This window comes from Myroides sp. N17-2 (assembly GCF_002286775.1).
GTDB lineage: Bacteria > Bacteroidota > Bacteroidia > Flavobacteriales > Flavobacteriaceae > Flavobacterium.
In genome coordinates this window covers 16,020-31,740 of the sequence record NZ_NSGJ01000056.1, presented here as the reverse complement: position 1 = coordinate 31,740, position 15,721 = coordinate 16,020, and the positions used below count along the sequence as shown (strand labels likewise).

The 15,721-nt window shown below is 33.2% G+C and carries 21 protein-coding genes; 6 read left to right on the top strand and 15 right to left on the bottom strand.

The features are described 5' to 3' along the window. Positions 1-213: 213 nt before the first annotated feature. The gene (locus tag CF599_RS17175; RefSeq protein WP_121967189.1) at positions 214-1,245 is read right to left on the bottom strand and encodes a cytochrome-c peroxidase; all 1,032 of its coding nucleotides are present in this window, start codon (positions 1,243-1,245) and stop codon (positions 214-216) included. A gap of 231 nt (positions 1,246-1,476) precedes the next feature. Between CF599_RS17175 and CF599_RS17170 the strand changes: the two genes are divergently transcribed. Continuing rightward, positions 1,477-1,926 carry a hypothetical protein gene (locus CF599_RS17170; protein WP_121967188.1) on the top strand — a complete coding sequence of 150 codons (450 nt, stop codon included), beginning with the start codon at positions 1,477-1,479 and terminating at the stop codon, positions 1,924-1,926. Positions 1,927-2,035: 109 nt separating this feature from the next. On the opposite strand, the gene CF599_RS17165 is transcribed toward CF599_RS17170, so the two are convergent. From CF599_RS17165 to CF599_RS17145, 5 genes are all read right to left on the bottom strand, one after another. Then, the gene (locus CF599_RS17165; RefSeq protein WP_121967187.1) at positions 2,036-2,473 is read right to left on the bottom strand and encodes a thioesterase family protein; all 438 of its coding nucleotides are present in this window, start codon (positions 2,471-2,473) and stop codon (positions 2,036-2,038) included. A gap of 67 nt (positions 2,474-2,540) precedes the next feature. Continuing rightward, positions 2,541-3,536, bottom strand: a complete 996-nt coding sequence (locus CF599_RS17160) for a DUF4421 family protein (RefSeq protein ID WP_254050354.1) — start codon at positions 3,534-3,536, stop codon at positions 2,541-2,543. Between the two features lie 166 nt (positions 3,537-3,702). Continuing rightward, on the bottom strand, positions 3,703-4,494 hold the full coding sequence (locus CF599_RS17155; RefSeq protein ID WP_121967185.1) for a DNA alkylation repair protein: 792 nt from the start codon (positions 4,492-4,494) through the stop codon (positions 3,703-3,705). A 55-nt stretch (positions 4,495-4,549) separates the two neighbouring features. Further along, entirely contained in the window at positions 4,550-5,176 is a 627-nt protein-coding gene (locus CF599_RS17150) for a hypothetical protein (RefSeq protein ID WP_121967184.1), read from the bottom strand. Positions 5,177-5,250: 74 nt separating this feature from the next. Then, positions 5,251-5,886, bottom strand: coding sequence for a peroxiredoxin family protein (locus tag CF599_RS17145; RefSeq protein WP_121967183.1), 636 nt, complete (start codon positions 5,884-5,886; stop codon positions 5,251-5,253). A gap of 91 nt (positions 5,887-5,977) precedes the next feature. Between CF599_RS17145 and CF599_RS17140 the strand changes: the two genes are divergently transcribed. Further along, entirely contained in the window at positions 5,978-6,319 is a 342-nt protein-coding gene (locus CF599_RS17140) for a helix-turn-helix domain-containing protein (protein ID WP_121967182.1), read from the top strand. Between the two features lie 55 nt (positions 6,320-6,374). Here the strand turns inward: CF599_RS17140 and CF599_RS17135 are convergent, their stop codons facing one another. The 3 genes from CF599_RS17135 to CF599_RS17125 form a co-directional block, all read right to left on the bottom strand. After that, positions 6,375-7,040, bottom strand: coding sequence for a VOC family protein (locus tag CF599_RS17135; protein ID WP_121967181.1), 666 nt, complete (start codon positions 7,038-7,040; stop codon positions 6,375-6,377). A 93-nt stretch (positions 7,041-7,133) separates the two neighbouring features. After that, positions 7,134-7,841, bottom strand: a complete 708-nt coding sequence (locus CF599_RS17130) for a hypothetical protein (RefSeq protein WP_121967180.1) — start codon at positions 7,839-7,841, stop codon at positions 7,134-7,136. A gap of 58 nt (positions 7,842-7,899) precedes the next feature. Beyond that, positions 7,900-8,199: a DUF2695 domain-containing protein gene (locus CF599_RS17125; protein WP_121967179.1), complete on the bottom strand. Its 300-nt coding sequence runs from the start codon at positions 8,197-8,199 to the stop codon at positions 7,900-7,902. Between the two features lie 253 nt (positions 8,200-8,452). On the opposite strand from CF599_RS17125, the gene CF599_RS17120 reads away from it, so the two are divergent. Further along, a complete protein-coding gene (locus tag CF599_RS17120) occupies positions 8,453-9,709 on the top strand; it encodes a retropepsin-like aspartic protease (protein ID WP_121967178.1) in 1,257 nt (418 codons plus the stop codon). A 36-nt stretch (positions 9,710-9,745) separates the two neighbouring features. On the opposite strand, the gene CF599_RS17115 is transcribed toward CF599_RS17120, so the two are convergent. The 4 genes from CF599_RS17115 to CF599_RS17100 all read right to left on the bottom strand — a co-directional run bounded on the left by CF599_RS17115 (position 9,746) and on the right by CF599_RS17100 (position 12,269). After that, positions 9,746-10,225: a hypothetical protein gene (locus CF599_RS17115; RefSeq protein WP_121967177.1), complete on the bottom strand. Its 480-nt coding sequence runs from the start codon at positions 10,223-10,225 to the stop codon at positions 9,746-9,748. 131 nt (positions 10,226-10,356) lie between these two features. Continuing rightward, positions 10,357-10,743 (bottom strand): VOC family protein, encoded by a 387-nt coding sequence (locus CF599_RS17110; RefSeq protein WP_254050355.1) that lies wholly within the window; start codon positions 10,741-10,743, stop codon positions 10,357-10,359. Between the two features lie 7 nt (positions 10,744-10,750). Continuing rightward, entirely contained in the window at positions 10,751-11,383 is a 633-nt protein-coding gene (locus CF599_RS17105) for an ATP-binding cassette domain-containing protein (RefSeq protein ID WP_121967176.1), read from the bottom strand. Further along, positions 11,364-12,269: a hypothetical protein gene (locus CF599_RS17100; protein WP_121967175.1), complete on the bottom strand. Its 906-nt coding sequence runs from the start codon at positions 12,267-12,269 to the stop codon at positions 11,364-11,366. The genes CF599_RS17105 and CF599_RS17100 overlap by 20 nt, the downstream gene beginning before the upstream one ends. Positions 12,270-12,354: 85 nt before the next feature. Between CF599_RS17100 and CF599_RS17095 the strand changes: the two genes are divergently transcribed. The 3 genes from CF599_RS17095 to CF599_RS17085 all read left to right on the top strand — a co-directional run bounded on the left by CF599_RS17095 (position 12,355) and on the right by CF599_RS17085 (position 14,709). Then, on the top strand, positions 12,355-12,927 hold the full coding sequence (locus CF599_RS17095) for a Crp/Fnr family transcriptional regulator (protein WP_121967174.1): 573 nt from the start codon (positions 12,355-12,357) through the stop codon (positions 12,925-12,927). 98 nt (positions 12,928-13,025) lie between these two features. Next, entirely contained in the window at positions 13,026-13,850 is an 825-nt protein-coding gene (locus CF599_RS17090) for an alpha/beta hydrolase family protein (protein WP_121967173.1), read from the top strand. Next, the gene (locus CF599_RS17085; RefSeq protein ID WP_121967172.1) at positions 13,837-14,709 is read left to right on the top strand and encodes a DMT family transporter; all 873 of its coding nucleotides are present in this window, start codon (positions 13,837-13,839) and stop codon (positions 14,707-14,709) included. Before CF599_RS17090 ends, CF599_RS17085 begins: the two co-directional genes overlap by 14 nt. A gap of 94 nt (positions 14,710-14,803) precedes the next feature. Here the strand turns inward: CF599_RS17085 and CF599_RS17080 are convergent, their stop codons facing one another. Together CF599_RS17080 and CF599_RS17075 are read right to left on the bottom strand one after the other, a co-directional pair. Beyond that, positions 14,804-15,340: a hypothetical protein gene (locus CF599_RS17080; protein WP_121967171.1), complete on the bottom strand. Its 537-nt coding sequence runs from the start codon at positions 15,338-15,340 to the stop codon at positions 14,804-14,806. A gap of 106 nt (positions 15,341-15,446) precedes the next feature. Then, the gene (locus CF599_RS17075) at positions 15,447-15,683 is read right to left on the bottom strand and encodes a hypothetical protein (RefSeq protein ID WP_121967170.1); all 237 of its coding nucleotides are present in this window, start codon (positions 15,681-15,683) and stop codon (positions 15,447-15,449) included. Between the last annotated feature and the right edge of the window lie 38 nt (positions 15,684-15,721).

The window sequence follows — 15,721 nt, the reverse complement described above, 5'->3', positions numbered from 1 at the left end:
TCCTTCACTATCTTTTTAATGAATTCTTGATGATAATGCTGTTTTACTTTTTTTTCTCCTATTGACTTTTCCATCTCTTATTGGTATTTAAAACTGTACAGTTTTTTCAGGACGGGTCATAGAAATAAAAAGACATTTCAATTCAAAAAATAAAGATTACTCTCTAATGAGAATAACCTTTATCAACAATTAAAATAACATATCTAACTCAACTTATGACTCAAAAGGAGATTTTTTCACTTCATCCTTAATATCACTTGATAAACTCCCTAAGAATACAGTGATATCGTCTATCTGTTCTTGGCTTAACTTCACATTAGTTTGCAAACTAGCCATAATTCGTACAGCTTCTTTTAAATCTTTTACAGAACCATCATGAAAATATGGGCCAGTATGTTCTATATTTCTTAACCCTGGTACTTTAAAGAAATACTTCTCAGCATCTTTCTTACTTAAGTCTGCTAATCCATTATCCACTTTAGCTGATTTAGTTTCCTGCCAATAATCTCCATAAACTCCGAATTTCTGAAACATTTGTCCTCCCATTGCTACTCCATTATGACAAGTAATACAACCTACAGAAATAAACGTATCTAACCCTTTCTTCTCTTGAGCAGACAATGCTGTCATATCTCCTTCTAAGAATTTATCAAATCTACTCTCAGGCATTAACGTGCGCTCAAAAGCTCCTATGGCATTCGTGATATTAGCAAAAGTGATGGGTTCCTTCTCTGATTTATAGATAGCCGCAAACTTTTCTTTATATATATCTACTTTGCGAAGTCTATCTTCTAACTCTTTCTCACTTTTAATGTTATGCTCCACAGGATTAAGGATTGGCCCACCTGCTTGCTCTTCTACATCCTTCGCTCTACCATCCCAAAACTGCATATTATGCAAAGCAGCATGAAATACTGTAGGAGAGTTACGTCCTCCTAATGCACCAGTATCTCCAGGAGAAAATGCCTTATTATCTACTCCGTAGGTATTCAAATTATGACAAGAATTACAACTAATATTTCCATCTTTAGATAGACGAGTGTCAAAATACAAATACTTACCCAAAGCCACCTTCTCAGGATCCAAATCTTTATTCTCTACAGAAGATAATGGCTGAAAGAATGTAGTTGCTTTTGTAAATAATTCTGATTTTTCTTCTTCCTTAACTTCAGTGCTCTTGGTTTGCTCTTTTTTACAACTGACAATTGATAATAATACAGCAAGTAAAACTAGTTGCTTTCTCATAATTAATACTACTTTGATTTATGATTTCAATTTACTTACTATAAAAATATTAATATATGATATATATCACACAACACATTTAATACACATTTTGACACTTTCTTAATACCTGAACAAATTAACTAACGTTTAGTTAAAAAAAAGTTTCAATAAAAACACATCGTATAATATTTATTTTGTTTTATTGAGTTTTTATTTTATTTTAGCTACAACCAATAACAAATAAACACCATGAAACTAAATTACACCCTACTTATACCATTCGCTCTAGCGCTAACTTCCACAAGTTGCCACACCACTGAGACGATAGTATCTACACCATACAAACTGCAAGATGAAAAAGCAATAGTATTCACAGCGAATACATTTATGTTTAAGAATTATTTCTTTACTTACAAGGATGGAGAGGCGACTTTAGTTTATCAACAAGATTCAAAACTAGCTGAAAATAGAGCACCTATCTACCTAACACTAACAGAGAATAAAGAAAACACAAGATATCAGGAGTTCGCAGACCCTAGTAAACAGATAACCGTAAAGATCATTAGCGAATATGAAGTAAGACTTCAATTAGACAAAGCTAGATATACACTATACACCTCTAGCCATCTAAAAGAAGTTAATGCTGATACGAATCGTATCCTTGCAGATATTGCATTATGGAAAAAAGACAGATACTAACTAACCGAATACAACAAGTACAAAGTGTACTATCACAAACAACAATGAACAATCACAATATCATTAAAAATTAAAAAAGCTACTATCTTATCGAAAGTAGCTTTTTATATTATAACCCCGGTTCATAACCCTGAATTTCTTCTCTTAACCAACTTGGTAATTCTATTGATTTTTTCTCTTTTACATCTATCATCACCTGGGTACTCGTCCCAATAGCATGCAATACTAGTTCCCTATTATTCCCTTCACTTACGATAGCATACTCAATCTCAAAACTCTTACTTCCTAATTTAGAAATACGAACACCTATCCTAGGATGAGATACTTTAAGATTTATTTCTTTGATATAGTTACATGAAATATTAGCAATAACGAACATATGCTTAAGCCAATCCCAAGTTTGACTAGCCTCAGCCATATAATATCCACGACCAATCTGAAAATAATCAATATACATCACATTATTTACATGCCCTAGAGCATCTATATCATTCCATCTAATCTCTAAAGGATGATAAAATCTAAAATCACTACTATTAAAATTCATATCTTTTACTCAATGTTTAAAAAATGAATATAGTAAAATATTAGCAATATATAAGTTCGTGCATTTATTAATTCTCTATAATAGTAGACTCATCTATATCTTTTTTCTTACCGAATAGTTTCCCTTGCCAATCATATCCTTTTTTAAGAAAACTAATTTCCTTCTTAAGATTAAATCGCTTGATAATAGTAAAAGAAAAGTTACTAGTCAATAAACTACTTTGGTAATCTTCCTTCATATTCAAATAAAGTCCATTTGCTAAAGCTGAACCAGTAATAATCCATTCTTCACCTATATACCCTATAGAGAAACGTGCATTAATAGCAGGATTAATAAGAAAAGTAGTGTTGCGAGTTAACAAGTTTTCTTCAATCGCTCCATTAACACCAAGTGTAAATGCTCCAGCTACTAGCATTTTTTTATATGGCACCCAGTTATAACCATATCCTATATTAGGTCCAAAATGATATGTTCGTTTGTCAAAATTATCGACATCATCTGAGACTATAGGAATATTGTGTAAAGAAGAGTAAAATACACTACCCCCAACTAACAAAGATCCTGCAGACTTTATCTGTACTTTATTAAAGTCATAAGCTGCGCCTAAAGAATACCGTTTGTTATTACTAACATACTGAAACAATACCCCATACATATGAATATTAAAATTAGGATAAATATGATCTGCAGTAGGTATCTCTGTTTTAGAATCTGAGTTATAACTATAGAAGCCCCTATTTCTCTTATAATACAAATCTACAAGATACTTATCTCCATAATAATGATATTGAAAATCAGTATATTTAGTCTTGCCTCTATCTTTATCCCTCATAAAAGAGAAACCATAACTAAAACTGAAAGAAGAACTTCCCCATAAAAAACCCATTCCTATTGTAGCAGGTTTATTAGACTGAAAGGTTTGTTTTTGTTTACTATCCTCAAAATCGTAATCTAATGCCAATATATCATTACCAAAGTAAACCTTAGCACCATATGCTTTGGTATGTTCTCTAATATAAATAGAATCCACTTGAGCATATACAGTAACTACTGAAAAAAACAAAAAAACAAATATCAAAATACTCCTCACTCCATCTATATTAAAAATTCACAAAACAATAATAACAACATTAATAATCCACATTTCGTCAATGTCACAAATTGTAAAATTCTCAATAGACTACTCAATACCATCTAATTAGCATAAAAAAGCACTTCAAAACAAAATCTTAAAGACTTCTTTGAGCTCGTTTTACGATGTATTCAGTATGTTTACTTCTATTTCCTATTTCCCATCTCTTACAAAGTTCAATCACAAAATCAGGTCGTGTTTTTCCTGCATCATTCAACCAATTTCCTACGCTATCCTTTACATACTTAGAAGAATCTTCTTTTAATGCTTCTAATAAAGCCAAGCCAAGCTCAGGAGTTTCCTTTAATACGTCAATATGTTTACACCATACTCCTCTTGGTCTTGTTGACTCTGTTGCAAATCTTCTTACATATTCATTATCGTCCTTTGTCCAAGATAATAATAGAGTTATACTTTCTTCTAAATGAGCGATAATGTCACCTCTCACTGCCATCCAGCAAATCTCACGTACACCAAAATGCCCATCTCCAGCAAAATATTTAATTGCCTCTAACTTCTCACTAATACTGAATGACTCATTATATCCTATAAAATACGTAGCCCAACAGCGTACTAAATCACTCTTATGTTGTTTTAATAAAGTAAAGAGCTCATTATCATTCTCTTCTTTTGCTAAATGATACAGTGTATAACCAATACATTGATTAATAGAGTTAACCGTTTTCTTTTCTAATCCTTCGATAGCATCTAATACAATTAAGATATACTTATCTCTACCTAAAGAGGCTAAAACATTCTTCACTAATAAACGTTGATCGATCGCTAACCATTCTGTCAAATTTACACTTGACAATTCTCCTTTATTTAATCCAACCAATACATCAGCCGGAATATCTTTGATCGCTCTTGCTCCTTTTCTATTTTCCATACTAATCTCTATAAACGAATAAAGCTCCGAAGAGCTTTATTTCAATTGTACTATTCTAAGGAATTAATTTCTTTACTTCCTCTTTTATTTCTTTATCAACTTCTACTAAATAGTCTTGTGCAAATGGTGCTCCACAATCTTGATTACTCATTATTGATACCAGTTTACCCTCTGCAAAATAATTACAGTCTTTAGTATACTCACTTTCTTCTACACTAAATGCCTTATCCTTTATATCAGCATTATAATCTAATACCTGCTTAATCACTAAAGCAACTTGTCCCTCATTTAAATAATACACATCCAGTGATTGTTGTTCCTTTTCATATTTGCGTACAACAATCTTTTCAACTTGTAATTCTTTGTTGTAATATAACTTCGTTACTCCCTCTCCTGTTTCTGTTGTAAAGTCCATTGTAGAAATCTGTGCCCATTCCGTAAACGCATTAATACGATTAAACGTAGCGATCAAGGATTTCACGACTTGCTCACTTCCTTCATTAATCAACAGATCCTTTTCGTCAGTTAACACATGTAGCAAATCCTTTTGCACTTCCTCTTCAGGCAAGTCATCTGTATGAATAGCCTCTACTATTTCTGCAGGTTTTGGATTACTATCTTTACACGAAGTCATTCCTATTACACTTACTAAAAAAGCGATAGGCAAAAAATATTTAGTCATACTCTATTATTATATAACTCGAATATACTGATAAATGCTTTATCTGACAGACTCTCTTACTGTAATTATTCTCTTTATAGGCTTGCTACTACTTCTCCTAAATCTAAACGAGCTCCATAATTCACATCCATATATCTAAAAGTAATCACTCCTGATTCGTCTATCAGATATACAGCAGGAAGTACTAACTCAGCTTTATCCGTTTGATTAAACATCTTGACATCAATACCTAAAGCTTCATAATGTGGTGCTACGAAATCCTGTAACTCAAAATCAATATCTAAAGCTTTACTTAATGCAAGTTCCTTGTCTTGTGCTATGCTAAAAGGCATTTGCATTTCGTCTTTCCACTTTTTAAGTAACTCAATATTCATAGGAGATATCACGACTACCTCAACATTATTCTCTTGTAATTCTTTATAATAACTCATCAAGTGCGCCATCTCAACATTACAGAATGGACACCAACTCCCACGAACAAAGCTTACCAAGACTTTCTTCCCTTCAAAAAGTTCTGTTATCCCAATCTCTTTCCCTTCTTCTATAATCACTTTTATGTTTGCAAACTTCATCCCTACTTGAGATGTATTACCGAAATCCCTTGTCTGCAAATCTGCGATAGAGTTACCAAATGCAGTTAGTGTCTCTAAAGGTACCTGAGTTTGCATCCCTTGACTAATAGTCTCTAATGCTTGTTTTATTTCTTTCATATTAAAGTCTTATTTTTGCAAAGGTGATAATCACTTTATTACTATACAATACCGCATATATTCCCCCCATAGGGATAAAAAAGTCACTCTTATGAATACCAAGGCGTCAACAATAGAAGAAAAAATATGCCCACTCGAATTTGCAGTTAATGCAATCAGTGGAAAGTGGAAAGTGCCTATTGTTTGGCAGATAAACCAAGGGCATAAACGCCCAAGTGAAATGTTAAAGGGAATTATGAAAGTTGACCGCCGCGTGCTAAACCAACAATTAAAAGAATTAGAACAAGACGGTATCTTGACCAAGATAAGTTATAACGAACTTCCTCCAAGGGTAGAATACTACATCACTCCTCTCGGAGAACAATTAGTAGAAGTACTATGGAAACTCAATGCTTGGGGAGAGACTTTATTAAACGAAAAAAGAGACTACTAAATAGTCTCTTTTTCGTTTAATAAGCTAAAGATTAGTTATCATTAGCTCTATATTTTTATTTATATAAATCAGCACTTTTTAACGAAGCGACTAATTCATTATCTTCTATCATCACCTCAGAAGTAGTGAACTGCGCAGGTGTAGTGGTTGGGAACCAATTGCGATTAGGAGTTACCATTATCAATAACCCATTATCATCCCCTAAAGCTAAGAACTGTTCTGTAGGTTGTGCTTTATCAAAGTATGTAAGACCATACTCTGCGATCAGCTTTTCTGCCTGTACCATCGGTTGCTCTGCTACGATCCCCATCTCACTGATATTGATTATCTGTGCAGGAGAGAAGTCCCCTTGTACATCTATACCTATTTCTTCTCTTGCGATAAACTCTAATAGATTACCATTATTATCCATAAAGTAGATAGACTGTGCCTTCCACGTCTCGAATGTAGTAACCAAATTCCCTTCTATATTCTCAATTAAAGTCAAATGTTCTTTTGCCCAAGCTAAAGCATTCTGTAATTGATTAGATGGAATATTAAATGCGAAGTGATATACATTTACTTTATCTGTTGTCTCTTCCAGAGTTAGTATCGTATCTCCAGCCTGTACTGTTACACTTTCTTCTAATAATTCAATTATAGGCAATTGCAGTACTTCTGTATAGAATTGTTTACTTTCCTCTAATTTATTTGTCTGTATATTGATGCTTAATATGTTCATATCTATTATTTTTTAGTATTACAAATATCGCTTAAAGATTACTTCCTTTTTGCTTTTCTGTACATTCATTATATATAAACGCATAGATATTATCTATTGTTTTTCTACAGGAATACCATCTATTGCTACCACATTAACCCAATCTCCTAAACAAGCATTACTGTATTTACTATCCGATTGAAATTCAAAATTATACTCAACATCAAACTCGACAAAGCTAGTTACCTTTTCGGTGTTATCCCCTTTTAAATCAATTGTATCTTTCAGTACAAATTGCTTGAAGACAACTATAACCTTTAAATATTTTTCTAATGCTAGATGTATTGCTAGATTATCTTTATTCATTTCTATAATAGAACTAAACAATAGGTCATAATCCTCAAATTTAAGAGGTATTTGTACTTCATATAACTCTGCATTACCATATCTTGTCCATAGAGTATTTTCTTTGTCATAATTTTGACGTCTCGAATTCAATATTCCGTATGCTAAAGATTCTATACTATTATTCATATCATATCCACCTCTACTCTCTTCTTCTAACATAGATTGACGTACAAATCTATATCTTTTAATCTCAGCGTCATCAAGATCTAATGTTACTAAAACCTCTCTTTTTTCATCTAATCTATAGTTGTACTCAACGATAGAATTATAAGAAGGGTTACTCTGTTGTTTATGAGTTTCTACTTTTTTTGGAATTGAAGAAAATCCAAACGTATTTTTAAGGATAATAAATATAATCCACAGTGAAATACCTACACTTACTACCAATAATATACCCCCAACAATCTTTTCCATCTAAATAATGTTTAATTACTAAATTTAACACTAATTAACTATATAAAAAAGATTATTCTTACTCAAAATGCTCCTCTACGTTCCAAAGTACTTCACAATCACAGTATCCTCCATATTCTCTAAGCCATAGCAGAACTTCTTCTATATTCTTTACATCCATACTTTTCAATATCTCCATCGTTTTTTCATTTGTATGATTACATCCGCACTTTTCGAGATAATTATCTAAGTCATCAAACAACTGAGTAAAATATACTCTACTCATTGGTAAGCTATTCTCAAATATTAACTTTTGCTCCTGTTGCCACTCTTGTTTGAGCTCTTTTTTACGCTCTTTCTCTAATTTTTTTTCATTCATATTAACCTCTTTTAACCTAGAATAAGTAGAAAGTATCGTCCCTAAAAACTATTGCTAGAAATACTATAATCTCCATACAGACAACACACTTTCATTATTGTGTACTTCTATAGGTAGTCTCTTATCTTTATGTCTATAAAATCTAGTGTAAACCATAGTTTGTCTTCTTCTTAAATAAAATTAGTAATATCAATAAAATACACCCCTATTTTAACAGAAAAAAAGGTACTATTGTATAATAAAACAATGTCTTATGAAAAAGCCCATTTTATTACTAACTACCTTAATAAGTTCTACTCTGTTTGCGCAAGTAAAGCTAAACCCTGAGTTAAAGTCATTAGCAGATCATCATCAATACAATGTCTTATTTGAAAAGAATAAAACAAACAAAACGGATGATAAGTACTATTTTGATGCGCTATACTACAGTGTCCTTAATCAACCGAAACAATCCAATGAGTTGCTTAAACAATTTGCTGTAAAAAACAGAGCATCCATAAAAAACATTGAATATTGGAAACTTGTCAATGAGAACAACATCAAAACCTTTGACTATAATCAAGCGTACAAAGCTTCTAAATATTTAGTAGACAACTTTAAAAGTGAATTAGGCCCTGAGGAATATATAGAAGAACAAAACAATATGCGTATTTGGAAAGCAATAAAGGATAAACCTATTCAAAAAATACAATCTTTCTCAACAATATCTGTACCTACTCATAAAGATTTAATGAACTTAACAACTTTAGAAGTTGAAGCTAACAACATAAAGAAAGACTTTGTTTTTGATACCGGTGCAGGTCTAAACTGTATTACGGAAACTTTAGCAAAACAAATGAACTTTGACATTATAAAATCAGAGACTATCAAAGTAAAGAGTTTTACTGGTGCTTCTAATGAAATAAAGATTGCTATAGCGCCTAAACTAACTATCGGTGATATCGTGATAGAGAATACCCTATTCTTAGTTTTCCCTGATACAGCATTTACCTTTGGAGATGGGCTTTATCAAATACACGGTATAATAGGCTTTCCTGTAGCTAAAGAATTAGGAACAATCACTTTTGAAACAGAGAAACTGACTTTCTCTAAAACAGAATCAAATACAAAGGAACCTAAAAACTTATTCTTTGAGTCGCTCCGCCCTATAGTAGTTCTAAACTACAACGGAAAGAATCTCCCTTTCAACTTAGATACTGGTGCGCAGAATAGTATGTTTAGCAAACCACTTTATCAACTATTCGAAAATGAAATAAAAGCGAAAGCGACTAAAACAACTAGCACTACTAGTGGTGCAGGTGGTCAACAGAAAACAGTTGAGCTATACCAATTAAACAATCAGACATTCAAGCTAAATAATCAGATTTTAACTCTTCCTAAAATGTTGATTGATGCTGAGAACTTTGATGTATATGGTGAATATAATTATGGAAATATTGGTCAAGATATTTTATCACAATACAAAAAGATAATCATCAGCTTTGATCACAATTATCTAAAACTAGAATAAACAAAACGTCTGATTGTGTTACAGTCAGGCGTTTTACTACCTATCTTGACGACTCTCCCATCCCCCTGAAGAAGGTTTATGAGTATCATTGTCTGTGCTTTCGTTCCTACTCATCACTCGTTTATCTGACTTCGAGAATGCCCATCCTCTTTCTTTAAAATAATTGTATCCCGTAATATAAATTAATATCACTGCCCATATTATCCCCACCAAGATATTAATACTCACTAAATAAGATACAGTAATAATCATCCCTATTACTCCTATATACTGTATTGGTATCCAAAATATGGTATCACCATTCTCTGCTTTATAATACTGCTGACTTGCTTCATCGTAATAAATAACAGCCTTATTCCACTTATTCCCCAAATACCAGGTAAGCCATCCTCCTAGTGATGTAAAAATACTAATAACCTCTCCTTGATAACCAAAATCAGGTATAAGCATCCCTATAAAGTAACCTAATCCAAAAAACAGTAGTGCGAGTATTCCTTTTCCTGACCAAACTATCATATCATATTTTTTATGACAATTAATATTATTGTGTATTGTTAATATTGATTATACATATATAGTACAAACAACTGATTAACAATGCAAATGTATGTCATATTCTCAAAATAAGATTATCTCTTTTGGATACTTTACATAGCAGTACACAGCTCTATTAAAAAGCCATTATTATCTAATACATACCCTACTGTTTGTCCCCAAGGTTTCACTGTTAGAGCCTCGTAAACGTTACCTCCTGCTTGTTCTACTTGCAGTATTGCTATTGCCACATCTTCTACCACGAAGCCTAACTCTATCCCAAAAGGTTTATCACTACTCACTTGTTGGTATCCTTTTTTCAAGTTACTACTTGCCAAATCTAGCTGCGCAAAGGCAATAGTAGTCTCTCCTGATACTAACTCTCCATAATCCTTCTCAGGTGTTATGAACTTACGCACAAAACCAAATGCCTCTTCATAAAACTTAACTGTAGCTTCTACATCTGCTACATACATTATCGTATAACTGTATTTTATCATCATCTTTTTAATTAAAAAAGGCTTCTTCTATTTTTTCAAACTCCTCTTGCGAATATAAAGTAATTCCCTTGTCTTTTATCATATAAATAGCCTTACAGTGTTTATATAAGACATCTACAATATGAGAAGATATAAAGATTATACTATGCTCAGATAAATGCACTAAATACTTCATCAAATAATAGTTGGACTCTATATCTAATCCGTTAAACGGTTCGTCTAAGATATACATAGTGTACTCTTTCTGAAGTACAGCATTTAGATATACTTTCTTCTTCATACCTGTAGAAAACTCCTTAATCAATTTATCAGATGGCAAATCAAATAACAACTGTTGTCCTTCTACCTTTTGTTGAATCAGGTGTTGATAGAATTTATAAAATTCTCCAGCAGTTAACTCATCATATACAGCAGGCTCTGCTCCACACCATCCTACATCTTGCATAGATATAATCTTGTCGTTTAATGTACTCGATCCTGTATACTTCTCTAATCCGAGCATACACTTAAACATTGTAGTTTTGCCCTGACCATTTTTCCCCATTACCCCATATATTCCAGGAGTAGTGATATGAAGCTTGACATCTTCTAAAACTACTTGGTTGCCGTATCGCTTTTCTTTAATATGTACTTTCAACATCTTTAATCTGATTTAATTGACGGATAGCTCGTTTATATAAAAAAGGTATAACTAACAATGGAAGCCCTAGTCCTAAGAAACAACCAACTATAAACAATTGTTGTTTAAATTCACTCTCATAGAATGCATACTTAAGGATTGTATTACACATAGGGATTGCTAAAACCAAACTTCCTAAGAACACATAATTCCAATCAAATGACAATACATTAACTAACACAAGCACAGGAAGTATCAATATCAGAGTATTCAACATCTCTGTCTTGACTTGCTTTTCTATATATTCCTTTGCAGATAATGTACTAGTCTTTATTTCAATAATTCGCTCTCTTTCAAATGTCGCAATACTTGCTATTATACCCACAAGCACAAAACTTGCTATCACAAGATTTCCATTGTTGTGTTTAATCCCCATTACACTAAATAAGATCACTATAGGCATTATCCAAAGCAACTTATACTTCCTAAAACTAATATGCCAAAAGGGATTGACTAAGGAGAATGGGTACTTAATTACTGTTGATTGCTTCTTTGGGATATAGGATAACAAGTAATAGAGTGCTATTACTAATGACAGACCGATAAACTCTCTCTTTAATGCTAGTACAGCCAAAAAAGGGCTACTGTAGATCATATATTCTAACCACAGCACTATGCGATAATGTTTATATACCTTTAATAGCTCTATATCGGTTCTACCTAGATGATAAAGTATCGCATCTACAAATACGATGTAGTAAAGCCCTCTAGCTAATTCATAGTTGAGATAACACACTAAGGCGATGCCTAGATAAAGTCCTATGATTAAAGACATAGCCACATAATCTCCCTTAGAAATAAACTTTCTAAAACGTATGCCTATTAAGTAACTCAGAAGTGTAATCATTTAAATCAAATATATGAAACAAAATCAACACACTTCTCAATAGTCTAAAAAACATTAAATTGCATATCCTTAATCTCCTTATATAATGCAACACTTCCTACAGCAAATCAACGCTTACTATCCCATCTCTGAAGAAACGCAGCAAGCCTTATTGCGTATCTGCAAAACGGTACACTTTAAGAAGAATGAGGTCATTCTTAAAGCAGGTGAGCTAGCGAGGTACTATTACTATATACAGGAAGGACTATTAGGATACTATAGCTTAGACAAATCAGGGAATATGATCTATAAAATATTCTTTGAAGAACAAGCTTTCGTAGCCTCTACATCAGCTATTATAGAGAACAAACCAAGTGATTTTAGTATTGTTGCCTTAGAAGACACTTCACTTATCGTATATCCCGCTAAAGAGTTCAGAGAGTTAGTACAGCAATATCACGACTTAGCCTTATTTCAGATTAATTACCTAGAGAAGAATTGGGTAGTGAAGAAAGAACCCTTAGAAATCAACCTCAAATCAGAAACAGCCAAGCAGCGTTATATTAAACTATACGAAAACCAAAAACTATATCACCGTCTTAAACAACATCAGATAGCTTCTTATCTAGGTGTCACCCCTACCCAACTTAGTCGTATCCGAAAAGAGTTAGGTCACTAATCCATACGACAAACTAATGTCGCTTTCATCAACATATGTAAATGTTTTTCATCTTTTAGAGCAGCACCTTTGTATGGTTAAATTAAACAACAAAGAAGATGAAAACAACAATATTATCGGCCCTATTCTTACTAATCACTTCTATTAGTAGTCAAGCACAACAACTCAAAAAAGAGAATATCTATAGTGCGAAGATGAAGAAAGAGATTGAAACTGTTATTATCACGCCTATCGTAGAGAAAGGCAAAACGTATAAAAGTGTATATATCCTACACGGCTATACTGGCAATCCTACGCGTACCTATCAACAAGATATTCCTAATCTTCAACAAAAAGCAATAGAGAACAACACTATCTATATCCTTGCCAATGGAAATTACAACAGTTGGTATGTTGATAGTCCGCTAAAACTAGACTCTCAATACCAAACTTTTATTGGAGAAGAACTTGTAACCTATATCGACGCACATTATCCTACGATTAAAGACAAAAACAGTAGAGGAATACTAGGTTGGAGTATGGGAGGTCACGGAGCTATTAACATAGGCACACACTATCCTGATACCTTCTCTATCATCGGTAGTAGCTGTGGTGCTTTAGATTTTAACCGCTTTGGCACAGGGTATAAAGGATATCAAGTAGACCAAGTCTTAGGAAGCCTTGAGTCTTTAGACCAATCTTATTTTACGTTCAATAAAATAGATCTTATCGCCTCTTCACACCAGATGCTAATCCTAGACTGTGGTACAGAAGATGATCAAATGATCGAAATGAATAGAGACTTTCATCAGCGACTTACTTCTCGTAACGTATATCATCTATATATAGAAACCCCCGGAGATCACACTCCATCTTATTGGAGCAAATCTCTAAGTAATCAATTAAGCCTATTCGAAAACTACTTTACGTATGACAAATTATAAAGCAATACTCTACGTAGTCATAGGGGCTTGTAGTTACGGGCTATTAGCAACGATAGTTAAGTATGCAAATGAACAAGGTATACACAGCAGTACCCTTACATTCTTACAGTTCTTTATTGGTTTCTTAGCATTGACATTAGTCAAGTTCATCCAGTCCAAAAGAACTAAAGAAAAGACTGTCGTTACTACCAAATCAAAGATAAGGTTAATAATATGGGGAACAACACTAGGTCTGACTACTACTCTATATTATTTATCTATACAGTATATCCCCGTGTCAGTAGGTATTATCCTCTTAATGCAATCCATTTGGATCAGCCTACTTTTAGAAGCTATAATCAAAAGACGTTTACCGTCTTGGAGTAAAATTGTCGGGGTACTTATTGTTTTAATCGGAACGGTGTTAGCGACTAATCTACTTCACGCTGACCTTGTCTTAAACCCTATAGGTTTATTATACGGATTCGGAGCAGGTCTAACCTATGCCTTTTCTCTATTAGCATCAAGCACAGTAGAGACACACTTACCAAGTATTACTAGAAGTCAATATCTCGTACTAGGTGGGTTACTGCTAATCTGTATCTTTTGGAATGTACATATAATAGAAACTTTTGAACTAAGAGCCATACCTTGGGGAATGTTAATCGCACTCTTCGGAACAGTTATCGCACCTATATTCTTTACTATGGGAATACCTAAAGTAGGAGTCTCTATGGGGAATATCATTGCTAGTCTAGAGATTCCAGTCTCTATCACCTCAGCAGTATTAATCTTAGGAGAATCAGTAGATCCCATACAGTGGCTAGGAGTAATGATTATCCTAGTAGCCGTCATCATCATTAACCCAAAAACCAAATAACTAAAAAAGTCGAAGCAATTACTTCGACTTTTTTTATATCTTATTCAGGCAATCTAACACCGTCAACTGTAAACCGACAACTGTAAACTAACGACTATCCTTCGAACTCTCCACAGTCGTGTACTGTGAACGTCTCTAACTTACTCTTAAGCGTATAGAAACCTGCTGTTCTGAAGTGCTCTTTATCTATAGCTTGACCTTTAACTGTCAATTGATACATTGGATATTCATCCACTCTCTCGAATATAAACTCATTTAGTGGAGTATGTACCGTTATAGTCTTATCCTTTTCTTCTATTTTAGTTATTTTATAAGAGATCTGAGTTTGTACATCACAGGCATTCATCAGATTAATCATCTCTCCATCTATAATTATTTCAGCTACATCGCATGCATAACAAGTACCGTTAAAGTCAATACCATACTTATCCGTTACTTCCTTAGCACCAGCTTCAGAGATCTCCATCGGAACAAGCATCTCACTTAACAGTTGATCCACTTTCTCACTTTTAGGAAGAGTTACCCCTACCTCAGTTTTAGCTGTTTCATTAGTTTCACCCTCAGTTGCCTTATCCTGTTTACAACCTACCATTCCAGCTACTAAACAAATAAGCATTAATGCTTTCTTCATACTTTCTATTATTTTGCGTAAATGTAGAAATTATTACAAAGAATAAATATCCCTAGAAACAACTAATTTGCATAATTCCACTTACACTCAGATTATTTGAAAAGCCTCACTCCTCTCCCATCGCTTCTATTTTATACAATATCAATTCCACAGCTTGATTTCTCCACAGAATATCACCATATTCAACTATCATCTCTTTATCCGTATAAATACCTAAAGGATCAATCCAACATAGCCAAGCAATCATCTCATCCCTTGACCAAGTCAATAACTCTTCTATTACCTCTACAGGAGACATAGCAAAAACTCTATAGTTCGGGTGTAAATTAACTTCTATATTCATAACCAATCAATTTAAAATTAACTAGTTAATAAGTCACA